Genomic DNA, 17,320 nt, shown 5'->3' with positions numbered 1-17,320 from the left:
TTGGATCTGGATATGCATTACAAGCACTGTGATAGAAGATTTGAATTGGGAAGCTGCACTATTATCCAATATTTGCTTTTTTGATATACATCCCAATAATTCTCTTGCAAGTATGTGTGTTAACATTCATTTTTGGTATTCATTCTTCGTGGATGATGCTTTAATATTCACTTGATTTGAATTAGCAAATTAAATATCGGACTAAAATCAGAATCTGTCTTGATAGCAACCACACCAGGGTAGTTTGGCAACGACAGATCACGCAATGATAGAGGAAATATAAGGTTTCTTCGGCCTGTTCAGGTCCACAACGACAAATAAAACAGTTTAAACCGGTTCCAAGCATCGTAAAGAGGACTAGATGATAGAACAAATAGAACAATCTACGCTTAAGCGTGGTTTAAAGAACAGGCATATCCAGCTTATTGCTCTCGGCGGCTCAGTAGGAACAGGGTTATTTTTGGGCATTGCTCAAACGATAAAAATGGCTGGGCCTTCGGTTCTTCTTGGGTATGGCATTAGTGGATTTATTGCATTTTTGATAATGCGTCAATTAGGTGAAATGGTTGTTGAAGAGCCTGTAGCGGGTTCGTTTAGCCACTTTGCTTATAAATATTGGGGTAATTTTGCGGGTTTTCTATCCGGTTGGAATTATTGGGCAATGTTTATACTTGTCGGGATGGCGGAACTCACTGCGGTCGGTATGTATATCCAATATTGGTGGCCTGAAATTCCAACATGGGTTTCTGCTGCAATATTCTTTGTGCTGATTAATACCGTAAATTTGATTAATGTCAGGTTATATGGGGAAGCTGAGTTCTGGTTCTCTATGATCAAAGTTGCAGCTATCATTGGGATGATCCTTTTTGGCTCTTATCTGCTCATTTCTGGCACGGGAGGGCCACAGGCCAGTGTAACTAATTTATGGCAGCAGGGCGGTTTTATGCCTAATGGCGCTGTCGGCCTGATTATGGCAATGGCCGTTATTATGTTTTCATTTGGTGGCTTGGAAACTGTCGGGATCACTGCGGCAGAAGCTGAAAACCCGGAAGTTAATATTCCAAAGGCAACTAATCAGGTTGTTTATCGTATTCTGCTGTTTTATATCGGTTCGTTGTTCATTTTGCTTTCTCTCTATCCGTGGAAAGATGTTGTGGAGGGTGGCAGTCCATTTGTTTTAATTTTCCATAATCTGAATAGTTTTTGGGTTGCAAATGTCCTGAATATCGTTGTATTGACTGCGGCGTTATCTGTTTATAACAGTGGCGTTTATTGTAATAGTCGAATGCTGTATGGCCTGGCGAAACAAGGTAATGCACCGCGTATTTTGACTAAAGTGAACAAGCGTAGTGTTCCTGTTTTGTCAATTGGATTGTCGGCGTTGGCTACATCAATAGGTGTATTGATTAACTATATTATGCCGGGTAAAGCATTTGAGCTTTTGATGGCATTGGTAGTTACAACGCTGGTGATTAACTGGATTATGATCTGTATGTCACACTTGAAATTTCGCGCTGCAAAAAATGCAGAAGGTGTTAAGACAAAATTCCAGGCATTTTGGTATCCATTTGGTAATTTTCTCTGTTTGATTTTCTTGGCTTTCATTCTTGTTATTATTCTGATGATGCCTGATATACGTATATCAGTTATTCTGATGCCGTTTTGGATCGGAATATTATGGGTAGGTTACTTATCTTCTAAATCAAATAAGGTCAGAGTATAAATTGTCTTGCTGAAAATGCGTACACTTTTCCAGCCGGGCATTATGCCCGGCTGATTTTTATAATGAATCCAATTTTATTAGATCGTTATGGCAGAGTGCTATTTCGGCAAAAGAAAATTGGTTAAAAAACCTACCTACAAAAATTGCATATAAAATAAATGTTATCCTGAAATGATATTTATTGTAGGTTGATATCTGGACAATTTGTTATTTAAAGCCCAGTCACTTTAGTGCTATAAAAATTATGTCATCATCTGACATATTGCCAGAATAGCAAGAGTTCAAAAGTTAAAGTATGAGTGTTTTGATTGAACAATATTTAATAAAGGTTAAACAAAACGTAAACTAATCAAATTTGGAGTAATCATATTTTACTTTCAAACATTAACATAAAATTAGCTATTATTTTGTTGCTTATTCAATTTATTTTGAAAGTTATAACTCTCTAGAATACCTCTTAATAGGTGTGAAAAACAGAATTATATATTAAATAAGTAAAAATGATTTCATTAAGTTAATGTTTTATTTTTCTGTTAATTCATGTGGTTATGTAATATAAATGCTTCCGATCAATATCAAATCGGAATAGATATTAAGAATTTAAAATATGTGCGTTAGCTCGTGCACCTGAAAAAAATGGCTTGCGATTATATAAAGAGTATGTGATAAAAACACCTGGGTAAACGAAGTACTGTTTCTGTTAATGAATAGCAGCAACGAATACTGGTTTGTTTCTTTTTATGCCAATCGGCGAATAAAGTGATTCAAAGGAAATTTTTGAAATGGCAAAAATCACTGGTACTGTGAAGTGGTTCAATGAGTCTAAAGGTTTTGGTTTTATTACTCCAGCTGATGGCAGCAAAGATGTATTTGTACATTTTTCTGCAATTATGAAAGATGGATTTAAAACATTGTCTGAAGGCCAACAAGTTGAGTTTGAAATTCAGGATGGCCCTAAAGGTCCAGCCGCTGCAAATGTCACTACTTTATAGTAAGAAGCAGTAATAAATTTATTTTAGCTGGTATGTTGGTGGCTGGCTGAATATATTTATCGTTAATATTTTCCATTAATTAACGATAACGCATTGCAAATATCACTCTATTGGGATACTAATAGAGTGATTTTTATTTTGGCTCGGGGCGTTCTTAAATGAACTGAGAAGTACCCGTATTACCTGATCTGGATAATGCCAGCGTAGGGAAGTCTTGGTATCTCTTGTTTGATACCCGCTTTTCTTGGGCTGGTGGTAGGAACTACCATCATGAGAATTAATTCATTGACTATTGCAGGAACCGATCCTAGCGGTGGTGCCGGCATTCAAGCCGATCTAAAAACATTTTCTGCCCTTGGCGTATATGGAACAACTGTAATAACAGCTCTCGTTGCGCAAAATACAACAGGAGTGCAGACAGTTTACAATATTGAACCCAGTTTTATTTCTGCTCAACTTGAATCGGTACTTTCAGATGTCAGAATAGATAGTGTTAAGATTGGAATGTTATCTAATTCTGCTAACGTTCATGTCGTTTCAGAAGCTTTCCACCGTTATCCGGTTCCTTATATCGTGTTAGATACCGTTATGCTGGCAAAGAGTGGTGATCCTTTATTATCGCAGGAAGCGGTAAAAGTTATGACGGAATTATTATTGCCAATCGTTTCTTTGATTACACCAAATTTACCCGAAGCCGCAACGCTATTGAAATGCTCTCTTGCGGAAACGGAAGATGAAATGTTGCGGCAAGGACGTGAACTGTTATCGATGGGGTGTCAGGCCGTTTTATTGAAAGGAGGGCATTTGAAGCATGGAGAAAGCCCAGATTGGCTGTTTACGTCTGAAGGGGAATGGCGTTTTACAGCCCCCAGAATTAATACACGCCATACACATGGAACAGGTTGCACTTTATCGTCTGCCCTTGCAGCGCTGCGGCCGCGTTATTCCGATTGGAAGAGTACAATACCCGTGGCAAAGGCCTATTTGCAGAATGCTTTAATGCAGGCAGATACGCTAGATGTAGGGAAAGGGATAGGGCCGGTACATCATTTTCATCAGTGGTGGTAGGAAATAGTAGTAGGAATTATCACCATAATGTCGTGGTATTGTGATTCGAAAATGGGGATATAATATCCCCATTTCTAATACAGTGAATAACACAACAAATGAAGTAGGTTTTATCAGGCAATAGTGACGCTTTTGTCGAGATACACATCCTGAACAGAATGGATCAGTGCAACGCCTTCTTTCATTGATTTCTTAAATGCCTTGCGTCCCAGGATCAGTCCCATACCTCCGGCACGTTTGTTAATGACTGCGGTACGGACAGAATCACTCAGATCATTCACTCCGGAAGCTCCGCCAGAATTGATCAGGCCTGCACGTCCCATATAGCAGTTGGCGAGTTGATAGCGAACCAAGTCGATAGGGTGATTTGTTGTCAAATCAGTGTAGACACGTTTATCTGTGTGTCCGAAACTGATTGCAGTATATCCGCCATTGGTTTCTGCCATTTTTTGTTTAACGATATCTGCGCCGATAGTGGCTGCCAGATGGTTTGCCTGACCAGTTAAGTCGGCACTTGTATGGTAATCAACGCCATCTTTTTTGAAAGCTGAATTGCGTAAATAAGCCCACAATACAGTTACCATACCTAATTCATGCGCTCGTTCGAAAGCGGCAGAAATTTCTTCTATCTGGCGGCGCGATTCGGGAGAGCCGTAATAAATCGTGGCACCAACTGCAACTGCCCCCATATTAAACGCTTGCTCAACGCTGGCATACAAGGTTTGGTCATATTGAACTGGATAGGTCAATGTTTCGTTGTGATTAAGTTTCACCAGAAACGGAATTTTATGAGCATAGCGGCGAGAGACGGATGCCAGAACACCATAAGTTGAGGCAACACAGTTACATCCTGCTTCGATTGCTAATTCAACAATATTTTTAGGATCAAAATAGAGTGGGTTGGTTGCAAAAGAAGCACTTGCCGAGTGTTCAACACCTTGATCGACCGGCAAAATTGAAAGATAGCCAGTTCCAGCCAGGCGCCCGTGATTAAACAAAGTTTGCATTGAGCGCAACACAGAGTTTGGCCGATTATTTTCAATCATTACACGATCGACAAAATCTGTGCCTGGGAGGTAAATATTTTTACGTGAAATGGTATTGCATTGATGTTGCAATAAACTTTCTGCGTCTTTTCCTAACAACTTCACGATATCAGTCATGTTTAACTCCAGTTTGCAAAAGGCGCTACTGATTGTTGTTTATATTTGTACTGAATACAAGATAAGCAGAGAGGGAAGCTGTAGTGGATCGCTTCAGTCGAAGCTATTTTTTATAGTTAATGCTATGTTTATTAAAATTTCATTGTTCCATACCTGTTATGTAGTTATGTGCAATGAAATAGTGTTGCTGGAATGTGTTGTGAATAAGTATTTCAGAGCGTTTTTTGATCTGCCAATCGAAAATATATTTCTCTAAAAATTCCTTCAGTAATCTGAATAATATTTATTCGAAATGGCTTTTTTATTTACAATTAATTTTGCTATTAAATTGTGAGTCAATTTTTGGCAAAAAAAATCTAATAATTATTAATTTAATCAATGATGACCTGATGTTTGATGTTATGGTTAATTGTTTGAATTAAACTTATTTTCTATAAAAGAAAAAGGCTAGCCCAAGGGAGATTGAGCTAGCCAAGGAGGTGGTTCCTAGTCTTACAGTGAAACTTTTTTAGTTCTTCATTTTTCAGAGCTGATAATACGAGAAATAAAATAGTATTGATGTGATCTGTTTCTAAAAAAATAGAACTATTTCTTTAAAATCCATGCCAGATTATTTTAAAGGATCCGTTTTCACATGCGGTGCTCTGGTATTACCTCCTTTTAGATTGCGGATCAACAGAGCATAATTTAGTTCAATTTCTACAGGAACAGGCAGATAAACGATGTGACCATCCCCCGGCGCGACTTCAACGGACTGGCCTTTTTTGTTTGTCATTGATGTCAGCATAAAGTTGATATTGCCCGCTGGGGTCATAACCTCAAGGCTGTCACCAACGATGAATTTGTTTTTTACTACCACCTCTGCCAGGTCATTGACCCGGTTGCCAGTGAATTCTCCGACAAATTGTTGTGTGTCTGATACTGAATAACCATATTCATAAGTCTGGTAAGTATCATGAGTATGACGGCGCAAAAAGCCTTCCGTATAACCTCGATGCGCTAAACCTTCCAGTGTGCTCATCAATGTAGGATCGAAAGGTTTGCCAGCCACTGCATCATCAATGGCACGGCGATATACCTGAGCAGTACGGGCACAATAGTAGAAAGATTTTGTGCGGCCTTCTATTTTTAATGAATGAACGCCCATTTTGGTCAGTCGTTCTACATGCGCAATTGCGCGTAAATCCTTAGAGTTCATAATATAGGTGCCATGTTCATCTTCAAATGCACTCATATACTCACCGGGACGCTTGGCTTCTTCGATCATAAATACTTTGTCTGTCGGGGCACCTTCCCCCAGAGTTGGCTCAACATTTTTAACCGGAATATTTTTGACCGGAATAGGGTCATGGGTATGGACGATATTTCCGACTTCATCTTCTTTTCCTTCCTGCACATGATATTCCCAGCGGCAGGCATTGGTGCAGGTGCCCTGATTGGGGTCACGTTTGTTGATATAGCCTGATAACAGGCAACGTCCAGAGTAGGCCATACAGAGCGCACCATGAACGAAAACTTCAAGCTCCATTTCAGGAACCTGTTGACGGATTTCGGCAATTTCTTCCAGTGAAAGCTCACGGGAGAGAATGACTCGTGTTAATCCCATTTGTTTCCAGAATTTAACCGTTGCCCAGTTAACGGCATTTGCTTGTACGGAAAGGTGAATATCTATCTCAGGAAAGGCTTCACGTACCATCATAATTAAGCCGGGATCGGACATAATTAGTGCATCAGGCTCCATTGCAATGACAGGTTTTAAATCGCGAATAAAGGTTTTTAGTTTTGCATTATGCGGTGCGATATTAACTACGACATAAAAACGCTTGCCTAATGTATGTGCCTCTTTAATTCCTTGAGCCAGTGTTTCATGATTAAATTCGTTGTTTCGAACACGAAGGCTGTAACGGGGCTGACCAGCATAAATGGCATCCGCACCATAGGCAAAGGCATAGCGCATGTTTTTCAAGGAGCCGGCAGGAGAAAGTAATTCTGGAGTAAACATATTATTAACGTTCTCAGTCTGAGTTCAAATCAGACCTTACCCTATCTGTTTATCATTACTAAGAGTAAGGTTAAAGAAGAAGAATTTTAGCGCTTATTCTGCTGATGACACAAATTTATTGTGGAGAAGGAGAACAGAAATGGGAAAAGAAGCAGAAACGCGCCGCTAATGCGGCGCAGTTAATTAATTACGTTTGGTCAAATCCCGCACTTTATCTGTTACCCCGATCTTTATGACAGACTGTATGCCTTTCTTCATCGCGGTTTCATTACCATAAGATTCACTGATACCAATAATCTGATGATTTCTTGCCTTTAAGACAAAATAGCTTTTGCCAGACTTATTCTTTCTTACTTCATGACGAGTTTTGTCCAGAGAGTTGACCTGTACCGAATGGATACCTTTATTAGCAGCCGCTTTGGTGGTGTACATTTCACTGCTGAGAATGATGTCACCGTTGGCCGCGACCAGATTGAAATAAAATTGCCCGTTCTTTGCTTTCTTAAGATCAAAATGCCCAGTAGCCATAAGAAATTCTCCTGATTGGGTAATTATCAGCTTAAGTTTAGCTTGAAATTTACTCAGGTGAATTTTTTAACAAAAATTAGGCAGTCATATCAGACGGCAAATTTCGGCTTCCCAGCGGTATCCCAAGCCATAAATCGAGCGAATAAAAGATTTATCTTCGTCTAATTGTTCTAATTTCCTGCGTAAGTTTTTGATATGGCTATCGATAGTGCGATCATTAACAATACGATGATCGTTATAGAGATTATTTAGTAGCTGATCACGGGAAAAAACCCGCCCGGGCTGGCTGGAAATTATCTTAAGTAACCGGAATTCAACTGGTGTCAGATCCAGAACCCGTTCAAGATAGCGAGCTTGAAAATGATTTTCATCAATTGTCAGTGCCCCTTGTTCGCTAACGATATCTTGTGGGCGATAACAGCGACGTAAAATCGTTTTCACTCTGGCAACTATTTCTCGTGGGCTATAAGGCTTACAAACATAATCATCCGCACCGATTTCCAGCCCTAACAGGCGGTCAATCTCCTCTGTTTTGGCTGTCATTATGATAATGGGAATATTAGAAAATTTGCGGATTTCCCTACAAACTGACAAACCATCAAGCCCGGGCAGCATAAGATCGAGCAGGATAATATCGGGTTGCTGTTGCTGGACATGAGCAATCACTTCATCACCACGTACCAACCATTGTGTTTGATAATTTGCAGTTTGTAGATAATCAACAAGTAACTGTCCCAGTTTGGGTTCATCTTCCACGATCAGAACGGTATATTGTGCACTCATTATTCTTATATTCAGTGTGTTATATTCAGCGTTTTATGTTCGGAAAATTTGGTCAGAGGTAATTCTACGTGAATTTTAAGACCACCTAAAGGTGATATTTCTGCTTGAATAAGACCATTGTGTGCTTCAATGATGTTATAACAGATCGCCAAACCTAAACCCGAACCACCGCTGGCACGGTTGCGGGAAGATTCGCAGCGATAGAACCGTTCAAAAATACGTTGGCATTGCTCAGTAGTTAAGCCGGGAGCACTATCTTGCCAGCTAAGTACCCATTTCTGCTGATCTATATGTCCGCAAATAACTACTTTTCCGTAATCAGCGGTATAACGTAAGTTATTTTCCAGTAAATTCTGAAATAACTGTGTTAATCGCTTGGGATCGGCAAACAACATGGTGTTTTTTGGTAAATGTAGTTCCAGAGTAATCTGTTTATCAGCAAAGCGTCCCTGATAAGCAGCCACAGCTATTTTCAGTAGCTCATCGACGTTCATTAGCTCTTTCCGGTAAGCCAGAGAGCCCCGATCTGATAGGGACAACAGATGCAAATCATCCACCAGTTTTGTCAGGATAGTAACTTCGGTCAGTAAGGAATGAATAGTTGCTTGTGTTGGTTGCCGAACACCATCTTGCAGAGCTTCCAGTTCACCACGCAGAATAGAGAGTGGAGTGCGTAATTCGTGGGAGATATCTGCCATGTGATCCTGACGCATCTGTTCATTTTTTTCTAATGTACAAGCGAGAAGATTAAAATCCGATGCCAGTTGACCAATCTCATCCTTGCTGGACACTGCTACACGAATACTAAAATCACCGGAAGCCAGTTTATGTGTTCCTTCTACCAGTCGTTTAATCGGTTTCAGAAATCCGCGGGATAAGAAGAAAGTTGCTATCAAGGCCAACATAGTGGAAAAGCCGGCGATAATCCAACTGGTTAATTGTTGTTGGCTGGCGAAACTGATATCGGCCTGACGGGTAATTTTGTCAGAGGCACTGACAATGACCCAACCAACAACTTCATTTTGATAAATCACAGGCTTGCGATAGGTTTCTTCAGACATATTATCCGCATGGCCTACCAAACGATTCATATGGCGATCAACAACCCAGAACTGAGTACGCCAGACGTGGGAGGATGGCCCCTGACGGTTGTTACTGCTCTGCTCAATGTTACGGATAATCTGAAAGATGACGCGATCATTTTTGGTCAGGAAATCCCAATTACCGTATTGCTGGTACTGCTCTGTCAATGCTTCTGCCAGCATGTTGGCACGTATTTGGCTATTTTGTTTGATATAACCAATGAATTCATGTTGGAAACTGAGGCGAGCCCCCCAGTGCATTGTTACTAGTACCAGCATACAGGTGGCAAAAATTGCCAGAAATAATTTTCCGCTGATCCCGGTTTTCATCCTGAATTTCACGATGGCTTGATTCTCTGAAATTTTGCTACTCTGCGTTGATGCCATTTTTCACGTAGTCGGTCAAAAAACAGATAGACCACAGGTGTAGTATATAACGTGAGAAGTTGGCTCATTACCAGACCACCAACAATGGTAATTCCCAGAGGATGACGTAATTCAGCACCATCACCGTTATTCAGTACCAAAGGCAGGGCCCCGAACAAGGCTGAAAGCGTGGTCATCATGATCGGCCGGAATCTTAACAAACTGGCCTGAAATATTGCTTCTTGGGCACTTAACCGACCATTTCGCTGAGCTTCAAGAGCAAAGTCCACCATAATAATGGCATTTTTCTTCACAATCCCAATCAGCAGCATAATCCCAATCATGGCGATCAGACTAAACGGAGTATTGAAGATCTCCAATGCCAGCAAGGCTCCAACTCCCGCAGAAGGCAGCGTGGAAAGAATTGTCAGAGGATGAATATAGCTTTCATAAAGTACGCCCAGCACCAGATAAACAGTAATAATCGCCGCAAGGATCACCAGTAACTGAGAACGCTGACTTTCTTCAAAATTTTGCACTGCACCAGTAAAAGAAAGACGTACTGTTGATGGAACACCGAGTTCTGTCATCGTGCGTTCTATTGCTCTGGTTGCATCAGACATCGTATAACCTGCTGCGATATCGAAAGAGATCATAGAAGCGGCTGAAAGCCCTTGGTGATAGACATCTAATGGGGCATTGGTTGGTCGCCAGCTTGCAAAATAAGAGAGTGGGATACGCTTTCCCTCTTTATTGATAACAAAAATTTTCTCTAATGAGCTGGCATCCTGATTATATTCAGGCGCGACTTCCATCACTACTTTGTATTGGTTCAGTGGTTGATAAATGGTTGAAATCGGTTGTTGACCGAAAGCGTTGCCGAGCAAACTATTGGCTTGGGCGACACTAATGCCGAGGCGAGCCATCAGATCACGATCATAGGTGATTGTGAGTTCAGAACCTTTACTGTCATCGTCCGAATTTATTCCTGTCAGTTGCGGTACTTTCTTCAAGGCTTTTTCGATAATAGGTGTCCATTTGCGAAGTTCAGAAAAATCATCTGACAGCAAAGTAAATTGATAAATGGATTTGGCGTTACCTCCGCCTCCACCAGAGCTGAGGTCCTGAACAGGTATCAAATAGAGTTCCGCACCCGGCTCGTGGGATAATTTTTTCCTTAAACGGGTCATGACTTGTTCGATATTTTCTGTTCGTTCACTCAATGGTTTTAAACCCATAAAAATAAAACCGACATTGATGCTGTTCCCACCTGTAAATCCTGTAATATTTTCAACAGTTGGGTCTGCATTGATAACCCCCATGAAATATTCCATTTTTTTACGCATGGCCTGAAATGAAATGCTTTGATCAGCAACAACGAAGCCTATTAATTGGCCTGTATCCTGTCTGGGGAAAAAAGTTTTCGGAATACTGATATAAAGCCAGACATTCAGCGCAATAACCCCAACCAGTGTCAATAAAACCCAACGAGTATGGTTGAGTATCCATTTTAATGAGCGCCCATAGTATTGCTGGAGTCTCAGTAAAACTTTGCCGAAACCGCGGGTTTTCTTCAGTGATTTTTCTGGTGAAGACTTCAATAAATGAGCGCACATCATCGGCGTTAAAGTTAGGGAAACCAGCAGTGAAATACCTATCGCGGTTGCGAGCGTAACGGCAAAATCAAGGAATAGTCTGCCAAGTAACTCATCTATCAGTATAAGGGGTATAAAGACAGCAACGAGTGAAAGGCTCATAGCAAGAACAGTAAAACCAACTTCTCTCACTCCCTTAAGAGCGGCTTGTGCTGGTTTCAACCCGGCTTCCAGATGGCGGGAAATATTTTCCAGTACCACAATGGCATCATCAACAACGAAACCCGTAGCAATGGTCAGTGCCATCAATGAGAGGTTATTCAGACTGAAACCACATAAGTACATAGCCGTAAACGTACCAATTAATGATACTGGAACTGTAATTGCTGGGATAAGGGTGGCACGTCCTGAACGCAGGAATAGAAAAACAACCAGGATCACCAGAGCAACGGCAACGGCAAGTGCTTGTTCCACTTCATACAGGGACGCTCGAATAGGGGGAGAGCGATCCTGTACAACATTCAGCTGAATATTAGCGGGTATTGATGCTCGCAGAGCCGGGAGTTCAGCACGAATTTTCTTGATGGTTTCAATGATATTTGCACTTGATTCCCGCCGGATAATCAGCGCAATAGCGGGGCCATTGCCGGACATTCCCGCTGCCCGGGTATCTTCGACGGAATCTTTGACAGTTGCGACATCTTTTAAACGAACAGGTGAGCCATTACGATAGTGCACAATAATGGAGGCATAATTGTCCGCTTGCTTGATTTCATCGTTAGTTTGTATTTGCCAGCTTTGTTTATCTGTATCAACGTGTCCTGTTGGGCGTCTGACATTAGCCTTGTTGATAGCTTCGCGAACATCATCAAGAGATACTCCCTGATTGAATAGGGCATTAGGATTCAGTTCGACCCGTATTGCGGGTAGTGAACTACCTGCAACGTTAACTTGGCTGACACCTTCTATTTGTGAAATTTTTTGGGCAAGGTGTGTTGAGGCGATATCATACAATTGCCCTTCGTCATAGCTATCTGATGTCAAAGTCAGAATCATGATTGGGGCAGAAGAAAGATTTGCCTTATGGTAGGTTGGGCGGCTTGGCATCCCCGAAGGTAACAGGCTTTCTGCTGCATTTATAGCTGCCTGTACATCTCGTGCTGCTCCATTAATATCCCGGTTCAGCTCAAATTCCAGAAAAATTTCACTGAAACCTAATGAACTACTGGAACTCATCTCTTTAATACCAGCAATTCTACCGAGTGAACGTTCTAATGGGGTAGTGACGGAAGAAGCCATGGTTTCCGGTGATGCTCCGGGCATTGAAGCAGAAACTGTAATCACCGGAAAATCAACCTGCGGTAATGGTGATACTGGCAACAGGGTAAAGCTAACAGCCCCAAATAGCGTAATGGCTACGCTTAATAGTGTAGTTGCGACAGGCCGCTGGATAAATAAGGCGAAAAATTTCACAGCGGCTCCTGATGGTCAGTAGAAGAATGAGCTAATTTTGTTTGGGCGTCGTTCTGTTGTTCATGATTACTCTTATACTTGTATTTGCTCTTGTAATAGTGCCCCAGCCGATCAAATAGCAGGTAAATAACAGGTGTTGTAAACAAGGTCAGGATCTGGCTCATAATCAACCCGCCTACCATACTAACCCCCAGTGGACGGCGTAGTTCAGCTCCAATTCCGTTGCTGAGCATTAATGGTAATGCCCCCAATAGTGCAGCCATTGTTGTCATTAATATTGGCCTGAAACGCAAGAGGCAGGCTTGAAAAATGGCATCATAGGGTGACATTCCGTTTTCCCGTTCTGCTACCAAGGCAAAATCGATCATCATGATGGCGTTTTTTTTCACAATACCAATCAGCAAAATAATCCCAATGATGGCAATAACATCCAGTTCATAGCCACCCAGCATTAAAGCCAATAATGCTCCGACGCCAGCAGTGGGGAGTGTTGACAGGATAGTTACCGGATGAATAAAGCTTTCATACAGTATGCCAAGCACAATGTACATCGCAACGACAGCAGCCAGTATCAGCAATAAGGTATTATTCAGTGAATTCTGGAATGCCAGCGTCGCTCCTTGAAATTGTGTGTTGATATCTTTTGGTATATTAATTGCGCGTTCTGTTTCTTTTACTGCATCAACTGCTGCTTCTAGAGAAGTATTTGGTGCAACATTGAATGAAAAAGTGGTAGCAGGAAACTGTTGTAGGTGATTGATGGATAAATAACCTAATTGTTGTTTCACTGTAGCGATAGTGGTTAGGGGCACTATCTTGCCGTCAGTGCTAATAAGACGGATATCATTGAGCGCATCAAGACCGGGTGAATTAGTTGTATCCTGTTCCAGCACGACGCGGTATTGATTCGCTTGTGTGTAAATGGTCGAAATCAACCTTTGGCCGAAAGCGCTATACAGTGTGTTATCAATATCAGCCATGGAAATACCCAACCGACTGGCCATATCGCGATTCACATCAATATAAGAGACTAATCCCCTGTTTTGCCAATCATTACTGATATCAACCAATTCAGGACGTTTTTTTAGTGCTTCCTGTAATTTTGGAACCCAGACATTAAGTTCATCAAGAGAAGCAGCCTGTAAAGTAAATTGATATTGGGTACGGGAAACCTGAGTATCAATTGTCAGATCTTGAATTGGTTGTAGATACAAGGTTACATCGGGTACTTTGGCTAATCGAGCTTGCAGACGAGGAATAATTTCTTCAATTTTATCGTCACGCTGATCAAAAGGTTTAAGCGTAATTTGCAGACGCCCATTATTCAATGTTGGGTTACTACCATCAACGCCAATAAACGTAGTGACATTCTTCACAGCCGGATCTTCTAGTAACAATGAAGTTACCTGACGCTGCTTGTCTGCCATAGCGCTGAAAGAGATGGATTGTGGTGCTTCCAGTGTTCCCTGAATTAATCCATTATCCTGCAATGGGAAAAATCCTTTTGGGATCATGATGTAGAGCAGGGTAGTTAAAGCCAGAGTGCTGAGTGTAACACCGAGTGTTATCCAGGGATGGTTCAGAACGCGTTTCAGCCATGTGCCATATATCGCAATCATCCACTCAAAGAAACGTTCACAGGCTTGCTCAAAGCGGTTGTATTTAATATCCGTTTCTGCTTTCAGCATTCTTGCGCACATCATTGGTGTCAATGTCAGTGAAACTACGGCTGAAATTAAAATCGCCACCGCCAGCGTAATTGCAAACTCCCGGAATAAACGACCGACAATATCTCCCATAAACAGCAGAGGGATCAGAACGGCAATCAAAGAAAAAGTCAGTGAAATAATGGTAAAACCGATTTCACCAGCGCCCTTCAAGGCGGCAGCCAGCGGTTTTTCTCCTCGCTCAATATGGCGGGAAATATTTTCGATAACCACAATGGCATCATCGACTACAAAGCCTGTTGCGATGGTTAATGCCATCAAAGTGAGGTTATTGACGGAAAAACCACAAAAGTACATCACCGCAAATGTGCCGATCAGGGAAAGTGGCACTGAAATGCTTGGGATCAGGGTGGCAATTGTATTGCGTAAAAACAGGTAAATCACCATCACAACCAATGCAATTGCCAGCAACAACTCAAATTGCACATCCTTGACTGAAGAGCGGATCGTAACAGTTCGGTCAGTCAGAACATCTACATTAACTGACTTGGGCAGGTTGTTGATCAACTCTGGCAGCATGGAACGAATATTATCAGTAGTTTCAATAACATTAGCACCCGGCTGACGTTGGACATTGATGACAATAGCGGGTTTTTCATTTGCCCATGCGCCCAGTTTGGTGTTCTCCGCACCTCGTTCAATTGTTGCAACATCCCGCAGGCGAATCGGAGCTCCATTTTTATAGGCCACAATTAAATTGCGGTATTCGTCAATGGACGTCATTTGATCGTTGGCAGACAAAGTGACCGAACGGGTCGGGCCATCAAAACTGCCTTTTGGTGAATTTACATTCGCACTTACAATTGCATTGCTAATGGTACGACTGTCTAACCCTTGTGCAGCGGTAGCCTGCGCATTTAACTTCACACGCACAGCAGGGCGCTGTCCTCCAGCCAGAGTGACCAAACCTACACCACCGATTTGAGAAATGCGTTGAGCAACGCGAGTTTCCACCATATCCTGAACCTCTGTCATCGGCAGGGAATCAGAGGTTACGGCCAGTGTTAAGATAGGCGGATCAGCCGGATTGACTTTACTGTAAATTGGCGGATAGGGCAGGTCATCGGGTAATAAATTAATGATTGAATTAATAGCGGCCTGTACATCCTGTTCTGCTACATCCAATGGCAAGGAGAGCTGGAATACCAGTGTAATAACAGAAGCGCCCCCGGAACTTTGTGATGTCATCTGCTTCAAACCGGATATTTGCCCGAATTTGCGTTCTAATGGTGCAGTTATAGCAGAAGTCATTACGTCAGGGTTGGCACCGGGGTAGAGCGTAACAACCTGAATAGTAGGATAATCTACTTGAGGCAATGCAGAAACTGGTAACATTCGGTAGCCGATGATGCCAGAAAGCAATATTGCAATCATAAACAGTGTAGTAGCTACCGGACGCAAGATAAATAAGCGGGACGGGCCGCCCCCTGTTATTGGAGAATCAGAAAGCATTAAGTATTCTCCACTTTACTGTTTGACTGGTCAGACTTATCGCTATTGCTGTTATTTGACTCTGGTTTCAGGGGTTTAACAACCTCGACAGTAGCACCTTCTGTCAATTGATCAGTACCATCTGTAACAACCCGGTCACCGACGGACACACTGTTGTTAATGACAACTAGTTCGGTGTTTTGCAACCCGATAGTCACCTTACGTTTGCTGACTTTATTATCTTTATCCACCATCCAGACAAAATAACCTTCACTACTCATCTGTAATGCGGCGCTTGGGATCACAATGGCATTGTTGAGCGTATTCACTTTGATCTGAATATTGACAAATTGATTGGGAAATAGCGCGTTATCTTGATTATTGAATTGTGCTTTCATCTTGATGGTGCCAGTAGCAACATCAATCTGGTTGTCAATACTGAGTAGTTTGCCTTGTGCCAATTGTAGCTGGTTATTGCGATCCCAAGCGATAACAGCAAGCTCTTTATTGCTCTTTTGTGCCTTCAGTATAGTGCTGAGATCGTTTTCAGGCAGGGAAAACACCACATCAATAGGGTCAACACGTGTAATGACCACAATCGGATTTTCTCCTCCAGAAGAGACATAATTACCAACATCTATCCGTTTCAGACCGACACGACCTGAAATAGGAGCAGTAATGCGACTATAGGTTAATTGCAGTTTCTGTTCATCAATATCTGCCTGATCAGTTTTTAGGGCAGCTTGATACTGGCGCACTAAGGAAAACTGCTTATCCAAATCTTGTTGAGTAATTAATTTGTTTTTCGCCAATTGCTGATAGCGAGCCAAATTCTGTTTAGCATCAACCAGTATCGTTTGATCTTTGACATATTGCCCTTGTGCTTTTGCCAGCCTGACCTGAAAAGGACGGGGATCAATTTCTGCCAGTAAATCGCCTTTTTTGACATGTTGGCCTTCATTAAAATGCAGGGCAATTAATTGCCCATTCACAAGGCTGGTAATATTTACGGTATCAGTAGCCTGAACTGTTCCCAACCCTCCCAGATAATGGGGGACAGATTCTGTTTTAACGGTAGCTACCTGAACGGGTTGAGGGGGAATAAGGTGCAAATTTTTTTGCGATTCTGATACTTGAGCTGATTTTTCTCCCGATGTGGCTGATTTTTTAAAATAGCTCCATGTAAAAAAAACAGCCGCGATGAAAACGGCTAACACAGCAAACCCGAAAAAGTAGGTACGACGTTTATTGCTCATATATTCGATATTCTCTTCATATTGTGCCGATAATCAGTCACGCGCATCTTATGCTAAATCAGTGTAAATATATATTTAATTAGTGTACTCGGAGAGAAATAGCCAATCATGGAGAAAATGTGGAAATTATG

Annotated in this window: 11 protein-coding genes and 1 riboswitch; of the genes, 3 read left to right on the top strand and 8 right to left on the bottom strand. The window is 41.7% G+C overall.

What is annotated here, in order from left to right:
• Positions 1-361 precede the first annotated feature (361 nt).
• From Xbud_RS03375 to thiD, 3 genes are all read left to right on the top strand, one after another.
• Positions 362-1,723, top strand: a complete 1,362-nt coding sequence (locus Xbud_RS03375) for an amino acid permease (RefSeq protein ID WP_099134746.1) — start codon at positions 362-364, stop codon at positions 1,721-1,723.
• A 782-nt stretch (positions 1,724-2,505) separates the two neighbouring features.
• Positions 2,506-2,715, top strand: a complete 210-nt coding sequence (cspE, locus tag Xbud_RS03370) for a transcription antiterminator/RNA stability regulator CspE (RefSeq protein WP_038269841.1) — start codon at positions 2,506-2,508, stop codon at positions 2,713-2,715.
• A 134-nt stretch (positions 2,716-2,849) separates the two neighbouring features.
• A riboswitch (TPP riboswitch) is annotated at positions 2,850-2,942 on the top strand.
• 40 nt (positions 2,943-2,982) lie between these two features.
• Positions 2,983-3,783: a bifunctional hydroxymethylpyrimidine kinase/phosphomethylpyrimidine kinase gene (gene thiD, locus Xbud_RS03365; protein WP_211283487.1), complete on the top strand. Its 801-nt coding sequence runs from the start codon at positions 2,983-2,985 to the stop codon at positions 3,781-3,783.
• Positions 3,784-3,896: 113 nt separating this feature from the next.
• On the opposite strand, the gene fbaB is transcribed toward thiD, so the two are convergent.
• From fbaB to Xbud_RS03325, 8 genes are all read right to left on the bottom strand, one after another.
• Positions 3,897-4,946, bottom strand: coding sequence for a class I fructose-bisphosphate aldolase (fbaB, locus tag Xbud_RS03360; protein ID WP_099134744.1), 1,050 nt, complete (start codon positions 4,944-4,946; stop codon positions 3,897-3,899).
• A gap of 610 nt (positions 4,947-5,556) precedes the next feature.
• Positions 5,557-6,948 (bottom strand): prephenate-dependent tRNA uridine(34) hydroxylase TrhP, encoded by a 1,392-nt coding sequence (trhP, locus tag Xbud_RS03355; RefSeq protein ID WP_099134743.1) that lies wholly within the window; start codon positions 6,946-6,948, stop codon positions 5,557-5,559.
• 183 nt (positions 6,949-7,131) lie between these two features.
• Positions 7,132-7,476, bottom strand: a complete 345-nt coding sequence (locus tag Xbud_RS03350; RefSeq protein WP_099134742.1) for a YegP family protein — start codon at positions 7,474-7,476, stop codon at positions 7,132-7,134.
• A gap of 84 nt (positions 7,477-7,560) precedes the next feature.
• A complete protein-coding gene (gene baeR, locus Xbud_RS03345) occupies positions 7,561-8,259 on the bottom strand; it encodes an envelope stress response regulator BaeR (RefSeq protein WP_099134741.1) in 699 nt (232 codons plus the stop codon).
• Between the two features lie 11 nt (positions 8,260-8,270).
• Positions 8,271-9,671 (bottom strand): envelope stress sensor histidine kinase BaeS, encoded by a 1,401-nt coding sequence (gene baeS, locus Xbud_RS03340; RefSeq protein WP_099134740.1) that lies wholly within the window; start codon positions 9,669-9,671, stop codon positions 8,271-8,273.
• 8 nt (positions 9,672-9,679) lie between these two features.
• On the bottom strand, positions 9,680-12,775 hold the full coding sequence (gene mdtC / locus Xbud_RS03335; RefSeq protein ID WP_099134739.1) for a multidrug efflux RND transporter permease subunit MdtC: 3,096 nt from the start codon (positions 12,773-12,775) through the stop codon (positions 9,680-9,682).
• Positions 12,772-15,954 (bottom strand): MdtB/MuxB family multidrug efflux RND transporter permease subunit, encoded by a 3,183-nt coding sequence (locus Xbud_RS03330; protein WP_099134738.1) that lies wholly within the window; start codon positions 15,952-15,954, stop codon positions 12,772-12,774. Before Xbud_RS03330 ends, mdtC begins: the two co-directional genes overlap by 4 nt.
• Entirely contained in the window at positions 15,954-17,189 is a 1,236-nt protein-coding gene (locus Xbud_RS03325; RefSeq protein ID WP_099134737.1) for an MdtA/MuxA family multidrug efflux RND transporter periplasmic adaptor subunit, read from the bottom strand. The genes Xbud_RS03330 and Xbud_RS03325 overlap by 1 nt, the downstream gene beginning before the upstream one ends.
• Positions 17,190-17,320: the final 131 nt, after the last annotated feature.

The organism is Xenorhabdus budapestensis, from assembly GCF_002632465.1.
GTDB classification, from domain to species: domain Bacteria; phylum Pseudomonadota; class Gammaproteobacteria; order Enterobacterales; family Enterobacteriaceae; genus Xenorhabdus; species Xenorhabdus budapestensis.
This window is presented reverse-complemented; position numbering and strand designations above follow the sequence as displayed.

Excerpts from the sequence above, each read along its gene's own strand:
- baeR (WP_099134741.1), bottom strand. The coding sequence starts at position 8,259 with ATGAGTGCACAATATACCGTTCTGATCGTGGAAGATGAACCCAAACTG.
- Xbud_RS03375 (WP_099134746.1), top strand. The coding sequence starts at position 362 with ATGATAGAACAAATAGAACAATCTACGCTTAAGCGTGGTTTAAAGAAC.
- cspE (WP_038269841.1), top strand. The coding sequence starts at position 2,506 with ATGGCAAAAATCACTGGTACTGTGAAGTGGTTCAATGAGTCTAAAGGT.
- trhP (WP_099134743.1), bottom strand. The coding sequence starts at position 6,948 with ATGTTTACTCCAGAATTACTTTCTCCTGCCGGCTCCTTGAAAAACATG.
- Xbud_RS03350 (WP_099134742.1), bottom strand. The coding sequence starts at position 7,476 with ATGGCTACTGGGCATTTTGATCTTAAGAAAGCAAAGAACGGGCAATTT.
- Xbud_RS03325 (WP_099134737.1), bottom strand. The coding sequence starts at position 17,189 with ATGAGCAATAAACGTCGTACCTACTTTTTCGGGTTTGCTGTGTTAGCC.
- fbaB (WP_099134744.1), bottom strand. The coding sequence starts at position 4,946 with ATGACTGATATCGTGAAGTTGTTAGGAAAAGACGCAGAAAGTTTATTG.
- baeS (WP_099134740.1), bottom strand. The coding sequence starts at position 9,671 with ATGAAAACCGGGATCAGCGGAAAATTATTTCTGGCAATTTTTGCCACC.
- Xbud_RS03330 (WP_099134738.1), bottom strand. The coding sequence starts at position 15,954 with ATGCTTTCTGATTCTCCAATAACAGGGGGCGGCCCGTCCCGCTTATTT.